This is a genomic window from Neobacillus jeddahensis, assembly GCF_000612625.1.
Taxonomy (GTDB): Bacteria; Bacillota; Bacilli; order Bacillales; family Cytobacillaceae; genus Neobacillus; species Neobacillus jeddahensis.
In genome coordinates this window covers 19,734-38,907 of record NZ_CCAS010000030.1, presented here as the reverse complement: position 1 = coordinate 38,907, position 19,174 = coordinate 19,734, and the positions used below count along the sequence as shown (strand labels likewise).

General features: G+C 42.0%; 19 protein-coding genes. All 19 read left to right on the top strand.

Annotated features, from left to right (window positions below):
- Positions 1-163: 163 nt before the first annotated feature.
- The 19 genes from rnmV (at position 164) to TY15_RS13815 (ending at position 19,134) form a co-directional block, all read left to right on the top strand.
- Positions 164-724 (top strand): ribonuclease M5, encoded by a 561-nt coding sequence (gene rnmV, locus TY15_RS13910; RefSeq protein ID WP_040206579.1) that lies wholly within the window; start codon positions 164-166, stop codon positions 722-724.
- Positions 717-1,595, top strand: a complete 879-nt coding sequence (rsmA, locus tag TY15_RS13905; RefSeq protein ID WP_040206577.1) for a 16S rRNA (adenine(1518)-N(6)/adenine(1519)-N(6))-dimethyltransferase RsmA — start codon at positions 717-719, stop codon at positions 1,593-1,595. The genes rnmV and rsmA overlap by 8 nt, the downstream gene beginning before the upstream one ends.
- A 140-nt stretch (positions 1,596-1,735) precedes the next feature.
- Positions 1,736-2,620, top strand: coding sequence for a sporulation peptidase YabG (gene yabG, locus TY15_RS13900; protein WP_040206576.1), 885 nt, complete (start codon positions 1,736-1,738; stop codon positions 2,618-2,620).
- Positions 2,621-2,900: 280 nt separating this feature from the next.
- Positions 2,901-3,164 (top strand): biofilm formation stimulator Veg, encoded by a 264-nt coding sequence (gene veg, locus TY15_RS13895; protein ID WP_007084178.1) that lies wholly within the window; start codon positions 2,901-2,903, stop codon positions 3,162-3,164.
- Positions 3,165-3,347: 183 nt separating this feature from the next.
- A complete protein-coding gene (locus TY15_RS13890; RefSeq protein ID WP_040206574.1) occupies positions 3,348-3,533 on the top strand; it encodes a small, acid-soluble spore protein, alpha/beta type in 186 nt (61 codons plus the stop codon).
- 446 nt (positions 3,534-3,979) lie between these two features.
- Positions 3,980-4,849 (top strand): 4-(cytidine 5'-diphospho)-2-C-methyl-D-erythritol kinase, encoded by an 870-nt coding sequence (gene ispE, locus TY15_RS13880; RefSeq protein ID WP_040206572.1) that lies wholly within the window; start codon positions 3,980-3,982, stop codon positions 4,847-4,849.
- A 55-nt stretch (positions 4,850-4,904) separates the two neighbouring features.
- A complete protein-coding gene (gene purR / locus TY15_RS13875) occupies positions 4,905-5,732 on the top strand; it encodes a pur operon repressor (protein ID WP_040206570.1) in 828 nt (275 codons plus the stop codon).
- A gap of 1 nt (position 5,733) precedes the next feature.
- On the top strand, positions 5,734-6,108 hold the full coding sequence (locus TY15_RS13870; protein WP_040206568.1) for a RidA family protein: 375 nt from the start codon (positions 5,734-5,736) through the stop codon (positions 6,106-6,108).
- Between the two features lie 198 nt (positions 6,109-6,306).
- Complete coding sequence (gene spoVG, locus TY15_RS13865; RefSeq protein ID WP_040206567.1) at positions 6,307-6,597, top strand: septation regulator SpoVG; 291 nt, start codon at positions 6,307-6,309, stop codon at positions 6,595-6,597.
- Positions 6,598-6,805: 208 nt separating this feature from the next.
- Positions 6,806-8,179 carry a bifunctional UDP-N-acetylglucosamine diphosphorylase/glucosamine-1-phosphate N-acetyltransferase GlmU gene (gene glmU / locus TY15_RS13860; RefSeq protein ID WP_040206565.1) on the top strand — a complete coding sequence of 458 codons (1,374 nt, stop codon included), beginning with the start codon at positions 6,806-6,808 and terminating at the stop codon, positions 8,177-8,179.
- Positions 8,180-8,202: 23 nt separating this feature from the next.
- Entirely contained in the window at positions 8,203-9,159 is a 957-nt protein-coding gene (locus TY15_RS13855) for a ribose-phosphate diphosphokinase (protein ID WP_040206564.1), read from the top strand.
- Positions 9,160-9,267: 108 nt separating this feature from the next.
- Positions 9,268-9,897, top strand: a complete 630-nt coding sequence (locus tag TY15_RS13850) for a 50S ribosomal protein L25/general stress protein Ctc (protein ID WP_040206563.1) — start codon at positions 9,268-9,270, stop codon at positions 9,895-9,897.
- Positions 9,898-10,083: 186 nt separating this feature from the next.
- The gene (gene pth, locus TY15_RS13845) at positions 10,084-10,644 is read left to right on the top strand and encodes an aminoacyl-tRNA hydrolase (protein WP_040206562.1); all 561 of its coding nucleotides are present in this window, start codon (positions 10,084-10,086) and stop codon (positions 10,642-10,644) included.
- Positions 10,645-10,782: 138 nt separating this feature from the next.
- A complete protein-coding gene (locus TY15_RS13840) occupies positions 10,783-11,013 on the top strand; it encodes an anti-sigma-F factor Fin (RefSeq protein WP_040206561.1) in 231 nt (76 codons plus the stop codon).
- Positions 11,014-11,218: 205 nt separating this feature from the next.
- Complete coding sequence (gene mfd / locus TY15_RS13835; protein ID WP_040206558.1) at positions 11,219-14,755, top strand: transcription-repair coupling factor; 3,537 nt, start codon at positions 11,219-11,221, stop codon at positions 14,753-14,755.
- A 322-nt stretch (positions 14,756-15,077) separates the two neighbouring features.
- Complete coding sequence (gene spoVT, locus TY15_RS13830; protein ID WP_007084190.1) at positions 15,078-15,614, top strand: stage V sporulation protein T; 537 nt, start codon at positions 15,078-15,080, stop codon at positions 15,612-15,614.
- 135 nt (positions 15,615-15,749) lie between these two features.
- Positions 15,750-17,375 (top strand): putative polysaccharide biosynthesis protein, encoded by a 1,626-nt coding sequence (locus TY15_RS13825; protein WP_244440933.1) that lies wholly within the window; start codon positions 15,750-15,752, stop codon positions 17,373-17,375.
- A gap of 3 nt (positions 17,376-17,378) precedes the next feature.
- Positions 17,379-18,848: a bifunctional methyltransferase/pyrophosphohydrolase YabN gene (yabN, locus tag TY15_RS13820; protein ID WP_040206551.1), complete on the top strand. Its 1,470-nt coding sequence runs from the start codon at positions 17,379-17,381 to the stop codon at positions 18,846-18,848.
- Between the two features lie 13 nt (positions 18,849-18,861).
- Complete coding sequence (locus TY15_RS13815; RefSeq protein ID WP_040206548.1) at positions 18,862-19,134, top strand: RNA-binding S4 domain-containing protein; 273 nt, start codon at positions 18,862-18,864, stop codon at positions 19,132-19,134.
- Positions 19,135-19,174: the final 40 nt, after the last annotated feature.

Here is a 19,174-nt window from a genome sequence, read left to right as displayed (position 1 = left end):
ATTAATTTTATATGACAGTGGCAAGTGGAGATAGCAGGGTGCTATTCCGCCTTTCACACTTCATTATATGAATTTGTTTACTAATATAGACGATGGACATTACAAAAATGTTTCAAGTTTTTATCAAATTTTTTAAAAATATTACGAAGGATTTGTCTTGGCTATGAAGATTAAAGAATTTATTGTCGTTGAGGGAAAAGATGACACGACCACCATTAAACGGGCTGTTGATGCAGATACGATTGAGACAAATGGTTCAGCTGTAAATCAGTCAACGATTGAAAAAGTAAGGCGAGCCCAAGAGACCCGTGGGGTGATTATTTTTACAGATCCTGATTTTCCGGGTGAAAAAATTAGAAAGACGATTGCAGCGGCTGTGCCAGGCTGTAAACACGCCTTTCTTCCAAAAGAAGCAGCAATTGCCAAGAATGGCAAGGGACTAGGAGTGGAACATGCTAGCCCAGAGGCGATCCGAGAAGCGTTACGAGATGCACAAATGATGCGTGAAATGATTGCGGAGGAGATTTCGCAGGATGACTTACTAACAGCTGGCCTCATTGGCGGTGATGGTGCAAAGGAACGAAGGATTAGACTTGGAGAATTATTGAAAATCGGCTATACAAATGGAAAACAATTACATAAACGCTTAATGATGTTCCAAATTAGCAGACAGGAATTCGCAGAAGCACTAAGCGTTGTACGACAGGAGGAACATAATGAATAAAGATATCGCAACCCCTGTGAGAACAAGGGCTATTCTCGAAAAATATGGTTTTTCTTTTAAGAAAAGCCTAGGTCAAAACTTCTTAATCGATACGAATATTTTAAAAAAAATCGTCAGCTTTGCGGACCTGACGGAAGATTCCGGGGCGATCGAAATTGGCCCGGGGATTGGTGCGCTTACTGAGCAGTTGGCCCGGACGAGTAAAAAGGTCGTTGCCTTCGAAATTGATCAACGCTTATTACCAATCTTGAAGGATACACTGTCACCTTATGAGAATGTCAGCGTTATTCATAAGGATGTATTAGAAGCAGACGTGCAAATGGTGATGGATGAACAGTTTGCGGGCATCGATGATATTATGGTGGTTGCTAATTTACCCTATTATGTGACCACCCCAATTATTATGAAGCTGCTCGAGGAACGCCTGCCCATCCGAGGAATCGTGTGTATGCTCCAAAAAGAGGTAGCAGACCGAATCTCAGCCAAGCCTGGTACCAAGGATTATGGCTCACTGTCAATTGCCGTTCAATATTATACGGAGGCAGAAACGGTCATGATTGTCCCAAAAACAGTCTTTGTCCCGCAGCCGAATGTTGATTCTGCGGTTATCAGATTGACAAAACGAGTGCAGCCCGCTGTGATAGTGAAGGATGAAGGTTTCTTTTTCCAAGTGACAAAGGCCAGCTTTGCGCAGAGAAGGAAAACAATCCTTAATAACTTAACAAGCCAGCTCCCAGATGGGAAACAGAAAAAGGAAGAAATCCTTGCCGCTCTGAGTGCAAGCGGGATTGAACCAACCCGTCGTGGGGAAACATTATCACTAGAGGAATTTGGCCTACTAAGCGATGAATTATATCCACATTTCCATTAGACCCGTAAAAGGGTCTTTTTTTTGCCTATAACTTTAGTGAAGTTTCCAGTTCTTATTCACATGGACAATTTGCCTTGCATAGCCTATCAGAGAAATCCTAAACGAAAGGCCCTTTTGCTGGTCTTATTGGAGTGACGGCAATGGAAATAAAGGTGATGGATATCGTTGGAAGAAAATCGTATAACTGTGATCTGCTCTTCCGTGTTATTGATATTCGAAAAATTAATAACCAGAATGTTGCAATCCTTTATGGTGAGGATTTTCGACTCGTTGCGGATGCGCCGTACACCGATTTGATTGTTATTAATCAAGATGACAGGGTAAAACTGCGCCAGGAATACCGCACACTTGAGGAACAGTCGTTAAAACTTTTTACCCAAGAAGTAGAGTTAATAAAATCAAGACAGGAATACGAGGCCACAGGTGGATATGCCAAGCAGAGTAATTATTTTCAAATCCCAGGAAAGGTACTCCATTTGGATGGGGACCCATCCTATTTAAAGAAGTGCATGACCCTATATGAAAAAATCGGAATACCTGTGTTAGGTATACATTGTGGTGAAAAAGAAATGCCAGAGAAAATTGGAGGCTTAATCGACCATTATCGCCCCGATATCTTGGTGATCACTGGGCATGATGCTTATTCTAAGGCAAAGGGAAAGGTGACGGATATCAATGCCTATCGTCATTCGAAGCATTTCGTCCAAACCGTCAAGGAAGCGCGGAAAAAGGTCCCCCATTTAGACCAATTGGTCATCTTTGCCGGGGCATGCCAATCACATTTTGAATCCCTCATTTATGCTGGGGCAAACTTCGCGAGCTCACCATCAAGAATTAATATACATGCACTCGATCCCGTCTATATAGTGGCCAAAATCAGCTTTACTCCGTTTATGGAAAGAATAAACGTCTGGGATGTATTACGAAATACATTAACAGGAGAAAAAGGACTTGGCGGAATTGATACAAGGGGGGTCCTCCGAACGGGTATGCCCTATCGACCGATTTTAGCAGAGGATGAATGAGCCTGATAGAAAAGCGCAAGGTGAATGAGTAATACTTAAGGAGCAGTCAAGTTCAACTCACACCTCGCTACGGGACGCCTTCGCTTTTTTAGTGGGGCTTCTTTTTTATAAACGCATACATAGAACACTGGTAATCAGGTAACGATAGGAATGTTGAAAATTAGAAGAAAAAGTAGAAGAAAAAATATTGACAAACTTTTTATTGGACTGATATAATTTATGTTTTTATTTGACAGAACTATGTCGGTGTGTTATACTTTTCCATAGTGAGGTGGACCGAATGCCAAAAACCTTAGCCGATATTAAAAAGGCTCTTGACACGAATTTAGGGAAAAGATTATTGCTCAAAGCAAATGGCGGTCGTAGGAAGACTATCGAACGTTCCGGTGTTTTAGCAGAAACTTACCCATCTGTTTTTGTTATTGAACTAGATCAAGATGAAAATTCATTCGAGCGTGTTTCCTACAGCTATGCGGATGTCTTAACAGAAACAGTTCAAATTACTTTCTACGATGATGCAGCAGGACATGTAGCTTTAAGCTAGTATATAAGCAATAAATGGGCAGTAAACATTCGTTTACTGCTTTTTGCTGTCTAAAAACAAAGCATGCCCGCCATGATGGCGGAATCCCACCTTTCATTAGAAAGCGCTGGAAAAAACCCCCACTGATTGAAGTTTGCCTTTATTACATACTAATAATGCTGTGGTATGAAAGGGGTCGTTTAGATGGGCAGACGCAGAGGAATCATGTCTAACCACTTGAAAGAGGAGTTAGCCAAAGAGCTTGGTTTTTACGATGTTGTCCAAAGAGAGGGATGGGGCGGGATCAAGGCAAAGGATGCAGGAAACATGGTCAAGCGTGCCATTGAACTTGCGCAGGAACAGTTGACCGCTCAAGGTCCCAAGTCTTAAGTCATAAAATAGGCACGTCCACGATTCGTTTAAACAGAACATCACCACAGCAGGCCAGTGCAGGGAACCCTAAGTTTCCGGCACTGGCTTTTTTTTTAAGATAAGAAAGTATAAATTTTGACTTTGAGAATTGTCCAGCTCCAGGCGCCATCGGCTCGAGGTCACAAGCCAATCCGACCAAAAGGTTAAAGAACAACCTTTCGGCCGGCTCGTCTTGTGCTTGTCGCCGATAGGCGGGCGCCTTGCGCTTTTCTTACACCGATCTGGGTAGAACGGATTGAATGCTTTTCTTGTCCAAATCATGGCTTTTTTCTAGATGAAACTAATGATAAAATAATAATTTTAGTAAGATATATGATATCGCACGTCTTACATTTATCGTTTTGTGGTAAAATAGGACAAAATGTGGAATTTGGAAGAGGAATTAACTAAAGTAGGTGGACGTAGTGAAGCTTTTAGTCAAAGCACCGGCCAAAATTAATCTAGCATTAGATGTTTTACATAAACGTTCCGATGGCTATCATGAGGTTGAAATGATCATGACAACCATTGATTTGGCTGATCGGGTTGAACTAACCTTATTAAATCAAGATAAAATACATATTCTTTCCCATAATCGATATGTTCCGGATGATCAGCGTAATTTAGCCTATCAAGCGGCGCAGCTTTTAAAGGATCGGTTTGCCGTGAAGAAGGGTGTAATGATTTCGATCGAAAAGACCATTCCGGTCGCGGCAGGATTAGCGGGTGGCAGCAGTGATGCAGCGGCCACTCTAAGAGGTTTAAACAAGCTTTGGGATCTGGGCCTAAGCTTGGATGAATTAGCAGAGCTAGGGAGTGAAATTGGTTCGGATGTATCCTTTTGTGTATACGGTGGCACGGCTTTGGCAAAGGGAAGAGGAGAGGTTATCACAGAGCTACCTGCACCGCCAACGTGTTGGGTGATACTGGCAAAGCCTTTTATTGGGGTGTCAACTGCCGAGGTTTACCGTCGGCTCGATGTAAAAGGAACAGAGCATCCTAATATTGGCGGTATGATTGAGGCTATTCATACCCATGACTATCAAAGAGTCTGTGACAATATGGGGAACGTTTTAGAGGATGTAACCTTATCCCTTCATCCAGAAGTTGCCCAAATTAAGGAACAAATGAAGCGTTTTGGAGCCGATGCAGTCTTAATGAGCGGCAGTGGGCCAACCGTGTTTGGTATCGTTCAGCATGATTCGCGTATGCATCGTATTTATAACGGACTACGAGGATTTTGTGATCAAGTCTTTGCTGTCCGCATGCTAGGAGAGCGACACTCCCTTGATTGAAGGCGTACAATAATGGTATCCTTTGATTAGAATATTCGGGTTTTGGGGGTAAATTATGAAATTTCGCCGCAGTGAACGTTTGATCGATATGACAAATTATTTACTGGATCATCCTCGTCAGTTAGTACCGCTCACCTTTTTTGCCGAGCGTTATGCGTCAGCTAAATCTTCCATTAGTGAAGATTTAGCGATTGTGAAAGAGACGTTTGAACAGAGAGGAATTGGTTCCTTGCAAACAGTACCTGGGGCTGCCGGTGGTGTTAAATTCTTCGTCAAAGTAAGCAGGGAAAAGGTAGAACCATTTATTAACGAGCTTTGTCAGTTAATTGGTGATCCGGAGCGGCTCTTACCGGGGGGCTATCTATACTTAACCGATATCTTGGGAAATCCTCAAGTAGTACAAAAGGCAGGCCGCATCATTGCTTCCGCCTATGCGGATGCGAAAATTGATGTAGTGATGACAGTCGCGACAAAGGGAATCCCACTTGCTTATGCGGTAGCAAGTCAATTAAATGTCCCCGTTGTGATTGTCCGAAGAGATAGCCGTGTTACGGAAGGACCGACTGTCAGTATTAATTATGTGTCGGGATCTGCTAAAAGAATTCAAACTATGGTATTGTCAAAACGAAGCATGAAGCAGGACTCACGCGTACTTATTGTGGATGATTTTATGAAGGCGGGCGGAACAGTCATGGGAATGATAAGTATGCTCGAGGAATTTAATGCCCACCTCGCGGGAATTGCTGTTTTAGTTGAGTCGGAAAAAATCCAAGAACGACTAGTGGATGAATATTTGTCGCTTGTCCAACTGTCTGATGTTGATGTCAAAGAAAAGAAAATCAGTGTTCAAGCAGGAAACTATTTTAATATGTGGAGGGGTTAACATGAAAGTAGTGCAAACAAGTCAAGCACCAGCTGCGATTGGACCATATTCTCAAGGGATTGTTGTCAATAATGTGTTTTATAGCTCCGGCCAAATTCCGTTAACTGCTGATGGCATGTTGGTAACAGGCGATGTAACTGAACAGACTCATCAGGTTTTTCGTAATCTACAGGCTGTCCTAAGTGAAGCGGGCGCTTCGCTTGAAACGGTTGTAAAGGCAACTGTGTTTATTAAAAATATGGATGAGTTTGCTGCTGTAAACGAAGTGTATGGCGAATATTTCTCCACTCATAAGCCAGCCCGTTCTTGTGTGGAAGTGGCTCGTTTACCAAAGGATGTCTTAATTGAAATTGAAGTAATCGCGCTCGTGAAATAAACGAGCGTTTTTCTTATATAAAAAAGTCCATCTGTGTCCTTTTTCCTGTCATGGAATCGGATAATAAGTTGAAATTTCACAAAAGTTCACTATTTTGCCCTAATTTTTCAAAAATATTTTAAAAATTAAGAAGGAATATAGAATTTATTGTGGAATTTATTTAACTAGCTTTTTATCTAAAGAAAAGGGTGTGAGCAAATGGAAGTGACTGACGTAAGATTACGCCGGGTTAATACGGAAGGTCGAATGAGAGCGATTGCATCAATCACGTTGGACAATGAATTTGTTGTCCATGACATCCGTGTTATCGACGGAAACAACGGTTTATTTGTAGCTATGCCAAGTAAACGTACTCCAGATGGAGAATTTCGTGACATTGCGCATCCAATCAATTCAGGAACACGCGGTAAAATCCAAGAAGCTGTTTTGGCGGAATACCACCGATTAGGCGAAATGGAAGTAGAATTTGAAGAAGCCGGAGCTTCCTAAGGATTTTAACAACTAGGGCCTTTCTTCTGAAGGCTCTTTTTATATTGCAAAAACACTTCACCAATCCTCCGAATCAAACCCACTGCTTCTCTCTCCTTAAATAAATTAAAAATTACAAAATTAGACACTTGCAGATGACTCCTTGAAAAGCGAGTCTATATACGTTAATATTTTTAGTGGATAAAAAGGTAAATTGGAGGACTTGAACATGCCTAATCGTTACGCTGTGATTTTGGCCGCAGGGCAAGGTACGCGGATGAAATCTAAGCTATATAAAGTGTTACACCCAGTATGCGGAAAGCCAATGGTCCAACATGTAGTTGATCAAGTAACAGAGCTTAACGTTCAGGAAATGGTCACGATCATTGGCCATGGGGCTGAAATGGTGAAGGCGCAGTTAGGCGATACTAGTCTCTATGCCCTGCAGGAAGAACAGCTTGGAACTGCCCATGCAGTCATGCAGGCACAAAGTATGCTTGAAGGTAAAGACGGCGTGACTATTGTTGTTTGCGGTGATACGCCATTAATTAAAGCGGAAACGATGGAGGCTTTAATTAAACACCATGAGGACTTAGCTGCAAAAGCGACTATTCTTACGGCAAGAATTGACGATCCAACAGGGTACGGCCGAATCATTCGCAATGAAAACGGTCTTGTTGAAAAAATTGTCGAGCACAAAGATGCCTCAGATGCTGAACGGAAAGTGAACGAGATCAATACAGGTACATATTGTTTTGATAATCGTGCTTTATTTGAAGCATTGAAAAATGTAAACAATCATAATGTTCAAGGGGAATACTACTTACCAGACATCATTGAGATCTTGAAAAAACAAGGGGAAGTAGTTACAGCTTACCAAACGAATGACTTAGAAGAAACACTAGGAGTAAACGACCGTATTGCCTTAGCGGAAGCAGAGCGAATCATGCGTAAACGCACGAATGAAGCACATATGCGCAACGGTGTCACCATTATCGATCCAGCTAACACCTATATCGAGACGGATGTTGTGATTGGACAGGATACGGTGATTTATCCAGGAACAATGATCAAAGGTAAAACAACGATTGGTGCTGATTGCTTTATTGGTCCAAATACTGAAATTGATGCCTGTGAAATTGGCAGCGAATCAGTGATTCGTCAGTCTGTTGCTCATAAAAGTTTGATTGGTTCCCATGTTAACATCGGACCGTTTGCCCATATTCGCCCTGAGTCGACTGTTCATGATGATGTAAAGATCGGCAACTTTGTCGAAATCAAGAAGGCTGTATTTGGCAAGGGAAGCAAAGCCTCGCATCTAAGCTATATTGGTGATGCTGAAGTCGGCAGCGATGTCAATATTGGCTGCGGTTCGATTACAGTGAACTATGACGGAAAAAATAAATTCTTAACGAAAATTGAAGATGGAGTCTTTATTGGCTGCAACTCCAATTTAGTTGCCCCAGTGACAATCGGTAAGGGTGCCTATGTAGCTGCCGGTTCAACCATTACCAAGGATGTACCGGGTGAAGCGCTGGCCATTGCACGTGCCCATCAGGTGAATAAGGAAGACTACGTTCAAAAGCTTAATGTAAGGAAATAAGCAATAATAATTGGAGGGCCATCATGTCAAATCAATATTTAGATCCGAATTTAAAGGTGTTTAGTTTAAACTCGAACTTGCCGCTGGCAAAAGAGATTGCTAAGGTGATCGGAGTAGAACTTGGAAAATGTTCCGTTTCAAAGTTTAGTGACGGTGAAATTCAAATTAATATTGAAGAAAGTATCCGTGGCTGTGATGTATATGTGATTCAATCCACCAGTTTACCTGTTAATGATAACATTATGGAATTATTAATCATGATTGATGCCTTAAAAAGAGCTTCTGCTAAAACAATTAATATTGTTATGCCTTACTACGGATATGCACGTCAGGACCGCAAAGCCCGCGCTCGTGAGCCGATTACAGCAAAATTAGTAGCAACTTTGCTTGAAACTGCTGGTGCAACCCGTGTGATTTGTCTTGACTTGCACGCTCCACAAATTCAAGGTTTCTTTGATATTCCGACTGACCACTTAATGGGTGTTCCAATTTTATCAGAGTACTTTAAAAATAAGGATTTGATTGGTGACATTGTGGTTGTTTCTCCGGATCATGGCGGGGTTACAAGAGCTAGAAAAATGGCAGAGCGCTTAAAAGCACCGATTGCCATTATTGACAAACGTCGTCCAAGACCGAATGTAGCGGAAGTTATGAATATTGTCGGTAACATCGAAGGAAAAGTGGCGATCTTAATTGACGATATCATTGATACAGCTGGAACGATTACTTTAGCTGCAAATGCTTTGGTAGAAAACGGGGCATTGGAAGTATATGCATGCTGTACCCACCCTGTTTTATCTGGACCTGCGATTGAACGGATTGAAAACTCAAAGATTAAAGAGTTAGTGGTAACGAATTCAATTGCTCTTCCAGAAGATAAGAAGAGTGAAAAAATTGTTCACCTTTCGGTAGCACCTTTAATTGGGGAAGCAATTATCCGTGTCCATGAAGAGCAATCTGTAAGTACTTTATTTGATTAATATAAAAATATCGGCGCCTGCTTTGTGCAAATAAATGTTTAGACCTTCCTATTTTAGGGTATTTTTATTAGAGATAGTTTTAACTAAAAATGGAAGGTGACTAAACAGATGAGTACGGTATTACAAGCGAAAGAACGGATGGAATTTAAACATTCTGCACTAAGAAAAATTAGAAGTAATGGCAATATACCTGCCATTATTTACGGTGCAAAGGTTGAAAATAAACCTGTGTTTGTCAGTTCAGCTGATTTAACAAAAACACTCCGCACCGTTGGAAGAAATGGTGTCATTTCGCTTGATGTAGATGGCAGCAAGTTTGATGTTGTGTTGACCGATTATCAAGAGGATTCTTTTAAAAAAGAGATTCTCCATGTTGATTTTCTTGCGGTAGACAAATCTTCAAAGATTAACGTGGAGGTTAGACTTGTTCTCGTTGGTGATGCTGTCGGAGTAAAAGATGGCGGCGTCCTGCAACAGACAGTCCACCAATTGTCGATTACTTCTACCCCGGACAATATCCCACAGCAAATAGAAGTGGATATTACAAATCTTCAGGTAGGGGAAACCGTATTGGTGGGTGACATTCCATCGGGAGGTGCCTTTAGCATTAGCCACGAAGATGATGAAGTTGTCGCTTCCATTCTTCCGCCAAGGCAGGAGGAGGAAATTAACGCAGGCGAGCAACAAGATGGCGGTCACCCAGATCACGAAGAAGGCAGAGAAACGAAGCCAGAATAACCAAGCGAAAGTGTCTGTTTTCACGAACGACCCTTTGCTGAATACTGAAGCTGCACTGTTATCAAAGATTTCTAGACGTAACCTTGTTAGGGTTACGTCTTTTAACACATCGTGAAAGGATTAATGGCGATGTTACGAAAAATATTTAAAAAATGGTCTGAACCGGAAGACATGGGGGGTCTAAGGATGAAATTATTCGTTGGTTTAGGTAACCCAGGGAAGCAATATGATCAAACAAGACATAATATCGGTTTTGAAGTCATTGATTCATTATCCAATCAGTTATCAATTCCGCTAAATCAGTCAAAACTTAAAGGGCTGTATGGGATGGGCGTACATAATGGGGAAAAAATAGTACTTTTAAAACCGCTAACCTATATGAATTTATCAGGAGAATCAATCAGGGCAGTTGTTGAGTATTATCAAATAGAATTAGAGGATCTCGTCGTAATCTATGATGATCTTGATCTGCCAGTCGGGAAAATAAGACTGCGGCAAAAAGGAAGCCCGGGAGGACATAATGGGATTAAATCGACCGTTGCCCATCTGGGGACGCAGCAGTTTAATCGCATTCGCATTGGCATTGATCGCCCGCAGCCTGGGATGAGTGTCCCTGATTATGTGCTTGGGCGTTTTCGTTCAGAGGAACGACCGTTAACCGAGGAAGCTGTAAGGAAAAGTGCAGATGCCTGTGTTGCTTGGTTAGAGAAGCCTTTCCTGCAAGTAATGAATGAATATAATCAGTAATTGTTCATGATACGAGCTGAACTTTCATACAATAGGGTGACACTTTATTAGTAGATATAAATGGAGTTATGGCAAATGAATAAGTTCCTTCTATCTAGTTCATACTATTAATGAATAATAGATTGAGGAGGGACAGGCGTGGCCATCCATTACCATTGTCGTCATTGTGGGACGAAAATTGGCTCCATTGAGCAAACATCGATACATTCAGAAACTCTTGGTCTTCACAAATTAACCGATCAGGAAAGACAGGAAATGGTTACGTATGACTCATCTGGTGATATTCAGATAACAGCCATTTGTGAAGACTGTCAGGAAGCGTTAGAGCGGAATCCCGATTACCATCAATACGATTTTCTGATTCACTGATATAGTGAGATTCCAGTTCTCTACTTTGATAAATGTCCAGCTCCAGGCGCCGTCGGCTCGAGGTCACAAGCCGAACCGATAGGCAGGCGCCTTGCGCTTTCTTTTTAGCTTTGGAAGCTCTCCAAAGCATTTTTCTATTTATTATTTCTACTATAAAAATTTTAATTATATTAAATTAATACGAAAAAGGGAGGGAGGAGAGACCTTGGAGGGTTTAAAGTCATTATTCTTGAAACAGGAAGATATCCACTCTATTATTGCGGGGGTGGAGGAAGGCTTGCGTGAACAGCTGATTGCTGGCTTATCCGGTTCGTCGCGGACAGTGCTGATTGCGTCTATTTACGAACAAACGAAAAGACCAATCATGCTCATCACCCACAATCTATTACAAGCACAAAAACTCTATGATGATCTCGTTCATCTATTAAGTGAAAAAGAAGTTTTCCTCTTTCCGGCTAATGAGCTAATTGCAGCCGAATTAGGGATCGCGAGTCCTGAATTAAGGGCACAAAGAATTGAGGCCTTGAATCACTGGAGTAAACAAAAGCAAGGGGTAATCATCGTTCCGATGGCAGGCTTAAAGAAAATTGTTCCGCCAATGTCTTTATGGAAGCAATATCAGCTGTCATTAAAATTGGGGGAAGATCTCCATATCGATCAAATGCTAGAAACATTTGTAAAAATGGGCTATAGCCGTGCTGAAATGGTGACAACACCTGGGGAATTCAGTGTAAGAGGCGGAATCATCGATATTTATCCGCTCACAGAAGCCGACCCACTTCGGATTGAATTGTTTGATACCGAAATAGACTCGATCCGCTACTTTTCTCTGGATGATCAACGTTCAAAGGAAAAGATTAAGGAGGTTCTAATCGGACCAGCGACAGAAACCTTGCTGGAAGATGTGGACTATAGTCGGATTACGAGCAAGCTTGAGGAGGGATTAGCTAAGAGTTTAAAGAAGCTAAAAGATGATAAAGCCAAAATGCAGCTGAGTCAAAATATCAGCCATGAACTCGAACAGCTAAAAAACAAGCAAAAACCTGACCAGGTTTATAAATATCTATCCTTAGCCTACGACAGGCCTACTAGTTTGCTAGACTACCTTCCGCATAACGGACTTGTCTTTATAGATGAGATTAGTCGAGTTCAAGAGATGAATGATTCTCTGGTCAAAGAAGAAGCTGAATGGTATACAGGTTTACTAGCAGAGGGGCAAATTGTCCATGATCTACATATCTCTCATGACTTACATGCCCTGTTACAAAAGAAGGAGTTTCCGCTTCTATACATGTCCTTATTTTTACGGCATGTAGCCAATACAAATCCGCAAAACATTATTAATATCGCCTGTAAGCAAATGCAAAATTTCCACGGGCAAATGCATCTGTTAAAAGCAGAAATTGATCGCTGGAAAAAAGGGAATTATGCAGTCCTCTTTTTAGGGGCTGATGAGGAGCGGGTCAAAAAATTAGAGCGTGTTCTAGAAGACTATGAAATTGAAGGCAGTGTCGTAAAGGGGGACCAGAAACCATTACCTGGCAGGGTTCAAATTATGATGGGGAACCTCCAAACAGGGTTTGAACTGTCCATTCAGAAAATCGCCGTCATCACCGAGGAAGAATTATTCAATAAGCGCGTGAAAAAATCATCCAGCCGGCAAAAGCTTTCCAATGCTGAGCGGATTAAGAGTTACTCCGAGCTTAAAATTGGTGATTATGTGGTTCATGTTAATCACGGGATTGGGAAATATTTAGGGATTGAGACGCTCGTCATCAATGGAATTCATAAAGACTATTTGAATATCCGCTATCAGGGCTCAGATAAGCTCTATGTACCGGTTGATCAAATTGATCTCGTTCAAAAATATGTGGGCTCAGAAGGGAAAGAGCCAAAGGTATATAAGTTAGGCGGCAGTGATTGGAAAAAGGTGAAGAAGAAGGTTGAATCCTCTGTTCAGGATATTGCCGATGATCTCATCAAGCTGTATGCCGAACGGGAAGCTGCAGTTGGCTACGCCTTTTCCCCTGATGGCGATATGCAACGGGAATTTGAGACATCGTTTGCCTACCAAGAAACCGAAGACCAGCTTCGCTCTATTCATGAAATTAAAAAGGATATGGAAAATGCGCGTCCAATGGATCGTTTGCTCTGTGGTGATGTTGGCTATGGGAAAACAGAAGTGGCCATCCGAGCGGCTTTCAAATCGATTGCTGACGGAAAGCAGGTTGCCTTTCTTGTGCCGACGACAATTTTAGCCCAGCAGCATTTTGAAACATTGAGGGAGCGCTTTCAGGATTATCCCATCAATATTGGTCTATTGAGCCGATTCCGTTCGAAAAAGCAGCAAACGGAGACGATTAAAGGCTTAAAAGCAGGTACCGTTGATATTGTGGTGGGAACCCATCGCTTGTTGTCAAAGGATATTGTTTACCGTGATTTAGGGCTGCTGATTGTGGATGAAGAGCAACGATTTGGGGTAACCCATAAAGAGAAAATTAAGAAACTGAAAACAAATGTGGACGTGTTAACCTTGACGGCAACGCCAATCCCAAGAACGCTTCATATGTCGATGTTGGGGGTCCGCGATTTATCAGTTATCGAAACGCCGCCGGAAAATCGCTTTCCAGTACAAACCTATGTCATGGAGTACAATGGTTCCTTGGTGCGAGAAGCCATTGAGCGTGAGCTGGCCCGCGACGGACAAGTTTACTTTTTATATAACAGGGTTGAGGATATCGAACGCAAGGCTGAGGAAATCTCGATGCTTGTCCCAGATGCCCGAGTTACGTTTGCCCACGGACAGATGACCGAAAATGAATTGGAATCCGTGATGATCAGTTTCCTCGCCGGGGAATTTGATGTCCTTGTGAGTACAACTATTATTGAAACGGGTGTTGATATTCCCAATGTGAATACCTTAATTGTCTATGATGCGGACCGGATGGGTCTCTCGCAGCTTTATCAGCTGCGCGGCCGGGTGGGCAGGTCTAACCGTGTCGCCTATGCCTATTTTACGTACCGCAAGGATAAAGTCCTGACTGAAGTGGCTGAAAAACGGCTTCAAGCGATTAAGGAATTTACAGAATTAGGATCTGGTTTTAAAATTGCGATGCGCGATTTATCGATAAGGGGTGCGGGGAATCTATTAGGTGCCCAGCAGCATGGGTTTATTGATTCGGTTGGTTTTGATCTTTACTCGCAAATGTTAAAAGAAGCCATCGAGGAGCGCAAAGGGGATCTTGGTGCGGAAGTGAAGAAGACTGTCGAAATTGACCTTGAAATTGACGCCTATATCCCAGATACGTACATTAAGGATGGCCATCAAAAGATTGAGATGTATAAAAGGTTTAGAGGCGTGCAGACTCTTGAGGATATGGAAGAGCTGCAAACCGAAATGATCGATCGCTTTGGAGAATATCCTAATGAAGTGGCCTATCTGTTCCAAATTGCTGAAATGAAAGTACATGCCCTAACGAATGGTGTGGAGCAAATTAAGCAAGTGAAGCAGGAGGTAACTATTTTAGTATATGAGCAGATTACCAACACGATTGATGGTAGCAAGATCTTCCATATTGGGAACCAATTTGGGCGAAATGTGAATCCTGGCATGGAGGGCTCTAAGCTTAAAGTTGTGATTAAGATTAAAGAGTATGATACTGCCCAATGGCTTCATATTGTCAACGAAATGGTGAAAGGAATTCCTTTAGCCAAGAAGAGTAAGGGAAATCCCGTCAAATAATTAATTCGACGAACGAGTTGGCTTCTAGCTATATTTATCCATTATTGAGATATTTCTCATATATGTGAAAAAATATTATGATTGTGTATAGAACTTTCCAGATGAAAGATACTAAGTTCAAAGTTGGTGATGGTTCGAAAAGCGGAAGCGCCTTGCATAGGGGCGTAAGGTTACAGACGAGCCATTGAGAAGGCTGTTTTTTAGCCTCCTTGACGGATTGGCTTAGGACTCCTAGGCGCTGAAGCTAGACAGTTATCAAATTCTAAGAATATGATCAATCACCAAGTTGAAAAATCATCAGATGAAAGTGAGGCAACATTGGATGAAAGCAACTGGAATAGTTCGTCGAATCGATGATTTGGGTCGTGTTGTTATTCCCAAAGAAATACGTAGAACCTTACGTATTCGTGAAGGGGACCCGTTAGAGATTTTTGTGGATCGAGACGGGGAAGTCATTTTAAAGAAGTATTCACCAATCAGCGAATTAAGCGATTTTGCCAAAGAATATGCAGAAGCCCTATTTGATAGCCTCGGTAATCCTGTTTTAATTTGTGATCGTGATACGTATATTGCCCTTGCGGGTGGATCTAAAAAAGATTACTTAAACAAGAATATCAGTGATTTAGTAGAAAAAACGATGGAAGAACGCAACTCGGTTCTCCATACCCAGCAGGGCGACATTGCCTTGGCAGACGGGAATGATGAAACGGTATCATCCTACACCATTGGCCCTATTATCGCAAATGGTGATCCAATCGGGGCTGTTATTATTTTCTCAAGAGAAGGAACCCTCGGAGAAGTTGAACAGAAGGCGGTTGAAACCGCTGCTGGGTTCTTAGCTCGACAAATGGAATCATGATATAGAAAACGAGAAGCTTCATATTCTAAGGAACAGTGATAGACAAATATCAAATTTACACGAAAGGCAGCGCAAGCTGTCTTTTTTATGTGCTATAATACCTTGAAGTTTCACTTTTATTTAAGAGGTGATCATTTGCAAAAGTCCTCCATTCAATCAAATACGTTTTTTAAAGGGGCCTTCATTCTAACGATTGCCGCGATTTTGACGAAAGTCCTCAGCGCCTTTTACCGGATCCCTTTTCAAAATATTGTCGGTGATATCGGATTTTACATATATCAGCAAGTATACCCGTTTTATGGTATGGCAATGGTACTAGCAACTACAGGCTTTCCAGTTGTGATTTCCAAGCTTTATGCAGAACAGAGGGAAAAAGGCGAAGCTGAAAAGTCACGTCTGCTTCTTTTTGTATCGTTTCTTTTTTTACAAGTATTTGGTGTTATTTGTTTCCTTGCTCTTTATGTCGGGGCGGAGGGGATTGCCCGTTGGATGAACGATCCCCAGTTAGCGATCCTAATAAGGGTTGTTTCAATCGTCTTTTTAACCTTTCCGATGGTTTCCTTATTAAGAGGTTACTACCAGGGGCGCGGTGATATGGTTCCAACTGCACTATCGCAAGTGGGAGAACAAACGATTCGAGTATTGACGATACTTTTCTTATCCTATCTTTTTATCGAAAAAGGTTATTCCCTCTATCTTGTCGGTGGCGGGGCCATGTTTGGCTCGATCACAGGCAGTATTATTTCTGGCCTTATTCTGTTTATGTTCTTACTGGTCCGTAAAGAATGGAAAGTAATCATGCCGAGCCGCGGGATCCTTCAAAGTTATGCTGTGGAGGTCAAAGAAATTATTAAAGCCCTTATTTTTCAAGGCTTAATGATTTGTATAAGCGGGATGCTGATGATCTTTATTCAGTTAGCAGATTCATTAAATCTATACTCTTTACTCGTAGCAGATGGAATGGGGCCGGACCTTGCTAAAACCGTCAAGGGGATTTTTGATCGTGGCCAACCGTTAATCCAGTTAGGCACAGTGGCAGCGACATCGATGTCGTTAGCGCTTGTTCCCCTTATTAGCCGGACCCGTTTGGCAGCTAAACCTGAGGAGTTGCGTGATAAAATTCAACTAGTACTAAAGGTAAGTATCGTGGTGGGATCTGGTGCGGCAGCGGGTTTATGGGCTATTATGGAACCAACCAATACGATGTTGTTTGAAAATGAATCAGGTTCCAGCGTATTAGGTGTGTTGAGTTTTGTTATTCTGTTTACGTCGATTATTTCAACGGTCATAGCGGTTATGCAGGGGATGGGCATTCTTGTTTTTCCCGCTTTTGTTGTTATAGCAGCTTTTCCAGTTAAATATTTTCTCAATGTCCTGCTTATTCCATTATGCGGAATAATGGGAGCGGCGATTTCTTCACTATTGACATTAGGTCTCGTCGTGAGTCTATTATTTATGCGCTTAAGAAAAATGACAAACGGATCCCTATTGCCATTTGGATTTATCCGGACCGTGCTAACCGCCACAGTTGTGATGGTACTTGTATTAAAAGGCTATCTTTACATAACGGATGTGGCTGTCACTTTTCTTGGCTTGGACCGACTTGGGGCTGCTTTGCAGTCGTTAAGCGCCGTCACAATCGGTGGTTTGTTGTTTTTGTACATCGTTCTTCGCGATAGCGTATTTCGGGAGGAAGAACTGGCATTATTCCCGCTTGGAAGTAAACTAATACATCTTTTAGCGCGAAAGGAGAGGAGTTAAACAATGGGAAATAACATTGAAATTATCGGATTAGGGGCGGGCGATTTAGACCAGCTGCCGGTTGGAGTTTATAAGAAATTACTTCACAGTGGGAAGCCTTTGTGTTTACGAACAAAGGAACATCCGGTTGTAGCCGATTTAGAAAAAGAAGGGTTGGTCTATACCTCCTTTGATGCAGTCTATGAAAAACATGACCAGTTTGAGGCAGTTTATGAAGAAATTGCCCAGACTTTATTAGTAAAGGCAGAAAATGAATCGGTTATTTATGCGGTTCCCGGTCATCCTCTTGTGGCAGAGCGAGCTGTCCAGCTCTTATTGGAATATGGTCCGAAGAAGAACGTGGACATTATCATCGGTGGAGGACAAAGTTTCATTGATGCTATTTTTACTTCATTAAAGATTGATCCAGTAGAAGGATTTCAGCTCCTTGATGGCACGGCGCTCCAGGCAAGCCAGCTGCAAATCGAGCAGCATATCTTCATTAGTCAGGTATACGATCAATTTATTGCCTCCAATGTAAAGCTTACTTTAATGGAAAAATTACCGGATGATTACCCGGTCACAATCGTAACGGCAGCTGGAAGCAGCCAGGAAGTGATTCAACAAGTACCCTTATACGAGTTGGACCGAAATGTTACCATAAATAACTTAACCTCTGTCTATATTCCACCAGTGCAGGAAGAATCAATTCTTTTGAAGAATTTTGCTAAGCTCAGGGAGATCATTGCCGTATTAAGAGGACCGAATGGTTGTCCATGGGATAAGGAACAAACCCATGAATCATTAAAAAGGTATTTGATTGAAGAAACATACGAAGTGATTGAAGCAATCAATAATGAGGATATTGATAACTTAGTCGAAGAGCTCGGTGATGTATTGCTGCAGGTGATGCTCCATGCTCAAATTGGTGAGGATGACGGTTATTTTTCGATTGATGACATTATTGAGGTGTTATCAGCGAAAATGATCCGCCGCCACCCACATGTGTTTGGTACAGGGAAGGCGGCCAATGCTGACGAGGTCGTGCAAAATTGGCAAGAGATAAAGAACCAGGAAAAAGGCGAAGCTGCCGCTTCCCTACTTGAAGGTGTATCAAAGGCCCAGCCTAATTTGCTGCGTGCGTATGAAATGCAAAAGAAGGCTGCAAAGGTTGGCTTCGATTGGCAGGAAATAACCCCTGCATTGGAGAAAGTGAAAGAAGAACTCGATGAATTTATTGCGGAGCTGGATGGTACAGATGACGGGCTTGTACGGGCGAAGCAAGAATTTGGTGACTTGTTGTTTGCGTTTGTGAATGTAGCGAGATTCTTGAAGCTTCATCCAGAGGAAGCTTTATTTGAAACAAATGAAAAGTTTACAAGAAGGTTCCACTACGTAGAAAAAATGGTCCAAGCAAGCGGCAGATCATTTGCTGAACATACGCTCGACCAGCTTGATCTGTATTGGGATGAAGCAAAGACAAAGGGACTATAGGAGGTATTCAAATATGCGATTAGATAAATTTTTAAAGGTTTCTCGGTTGATTAAACGGCGCACATTGGCAAAGGAAGTTTCGGATCAAGGGAGAATCGAAGTGAATGGGAAAGAGGCTAAGGCCAGCACGACCGTAAAGGTAGGCGATGAATTAACGATTCGCCTGGGCCAGCGGAAGGTAACGGCAAGAATTGATCGGATCCAAGAAACATCTCGCAAGGATGAAGCCGCCGAGATGTTTACAATTTTAAAAGAAGAGAAATTGGGCTCGAACGATAGTCTCTAAGATTAGCTTGTTCTAATTCCCCTCTCCCGCTCATACAAAT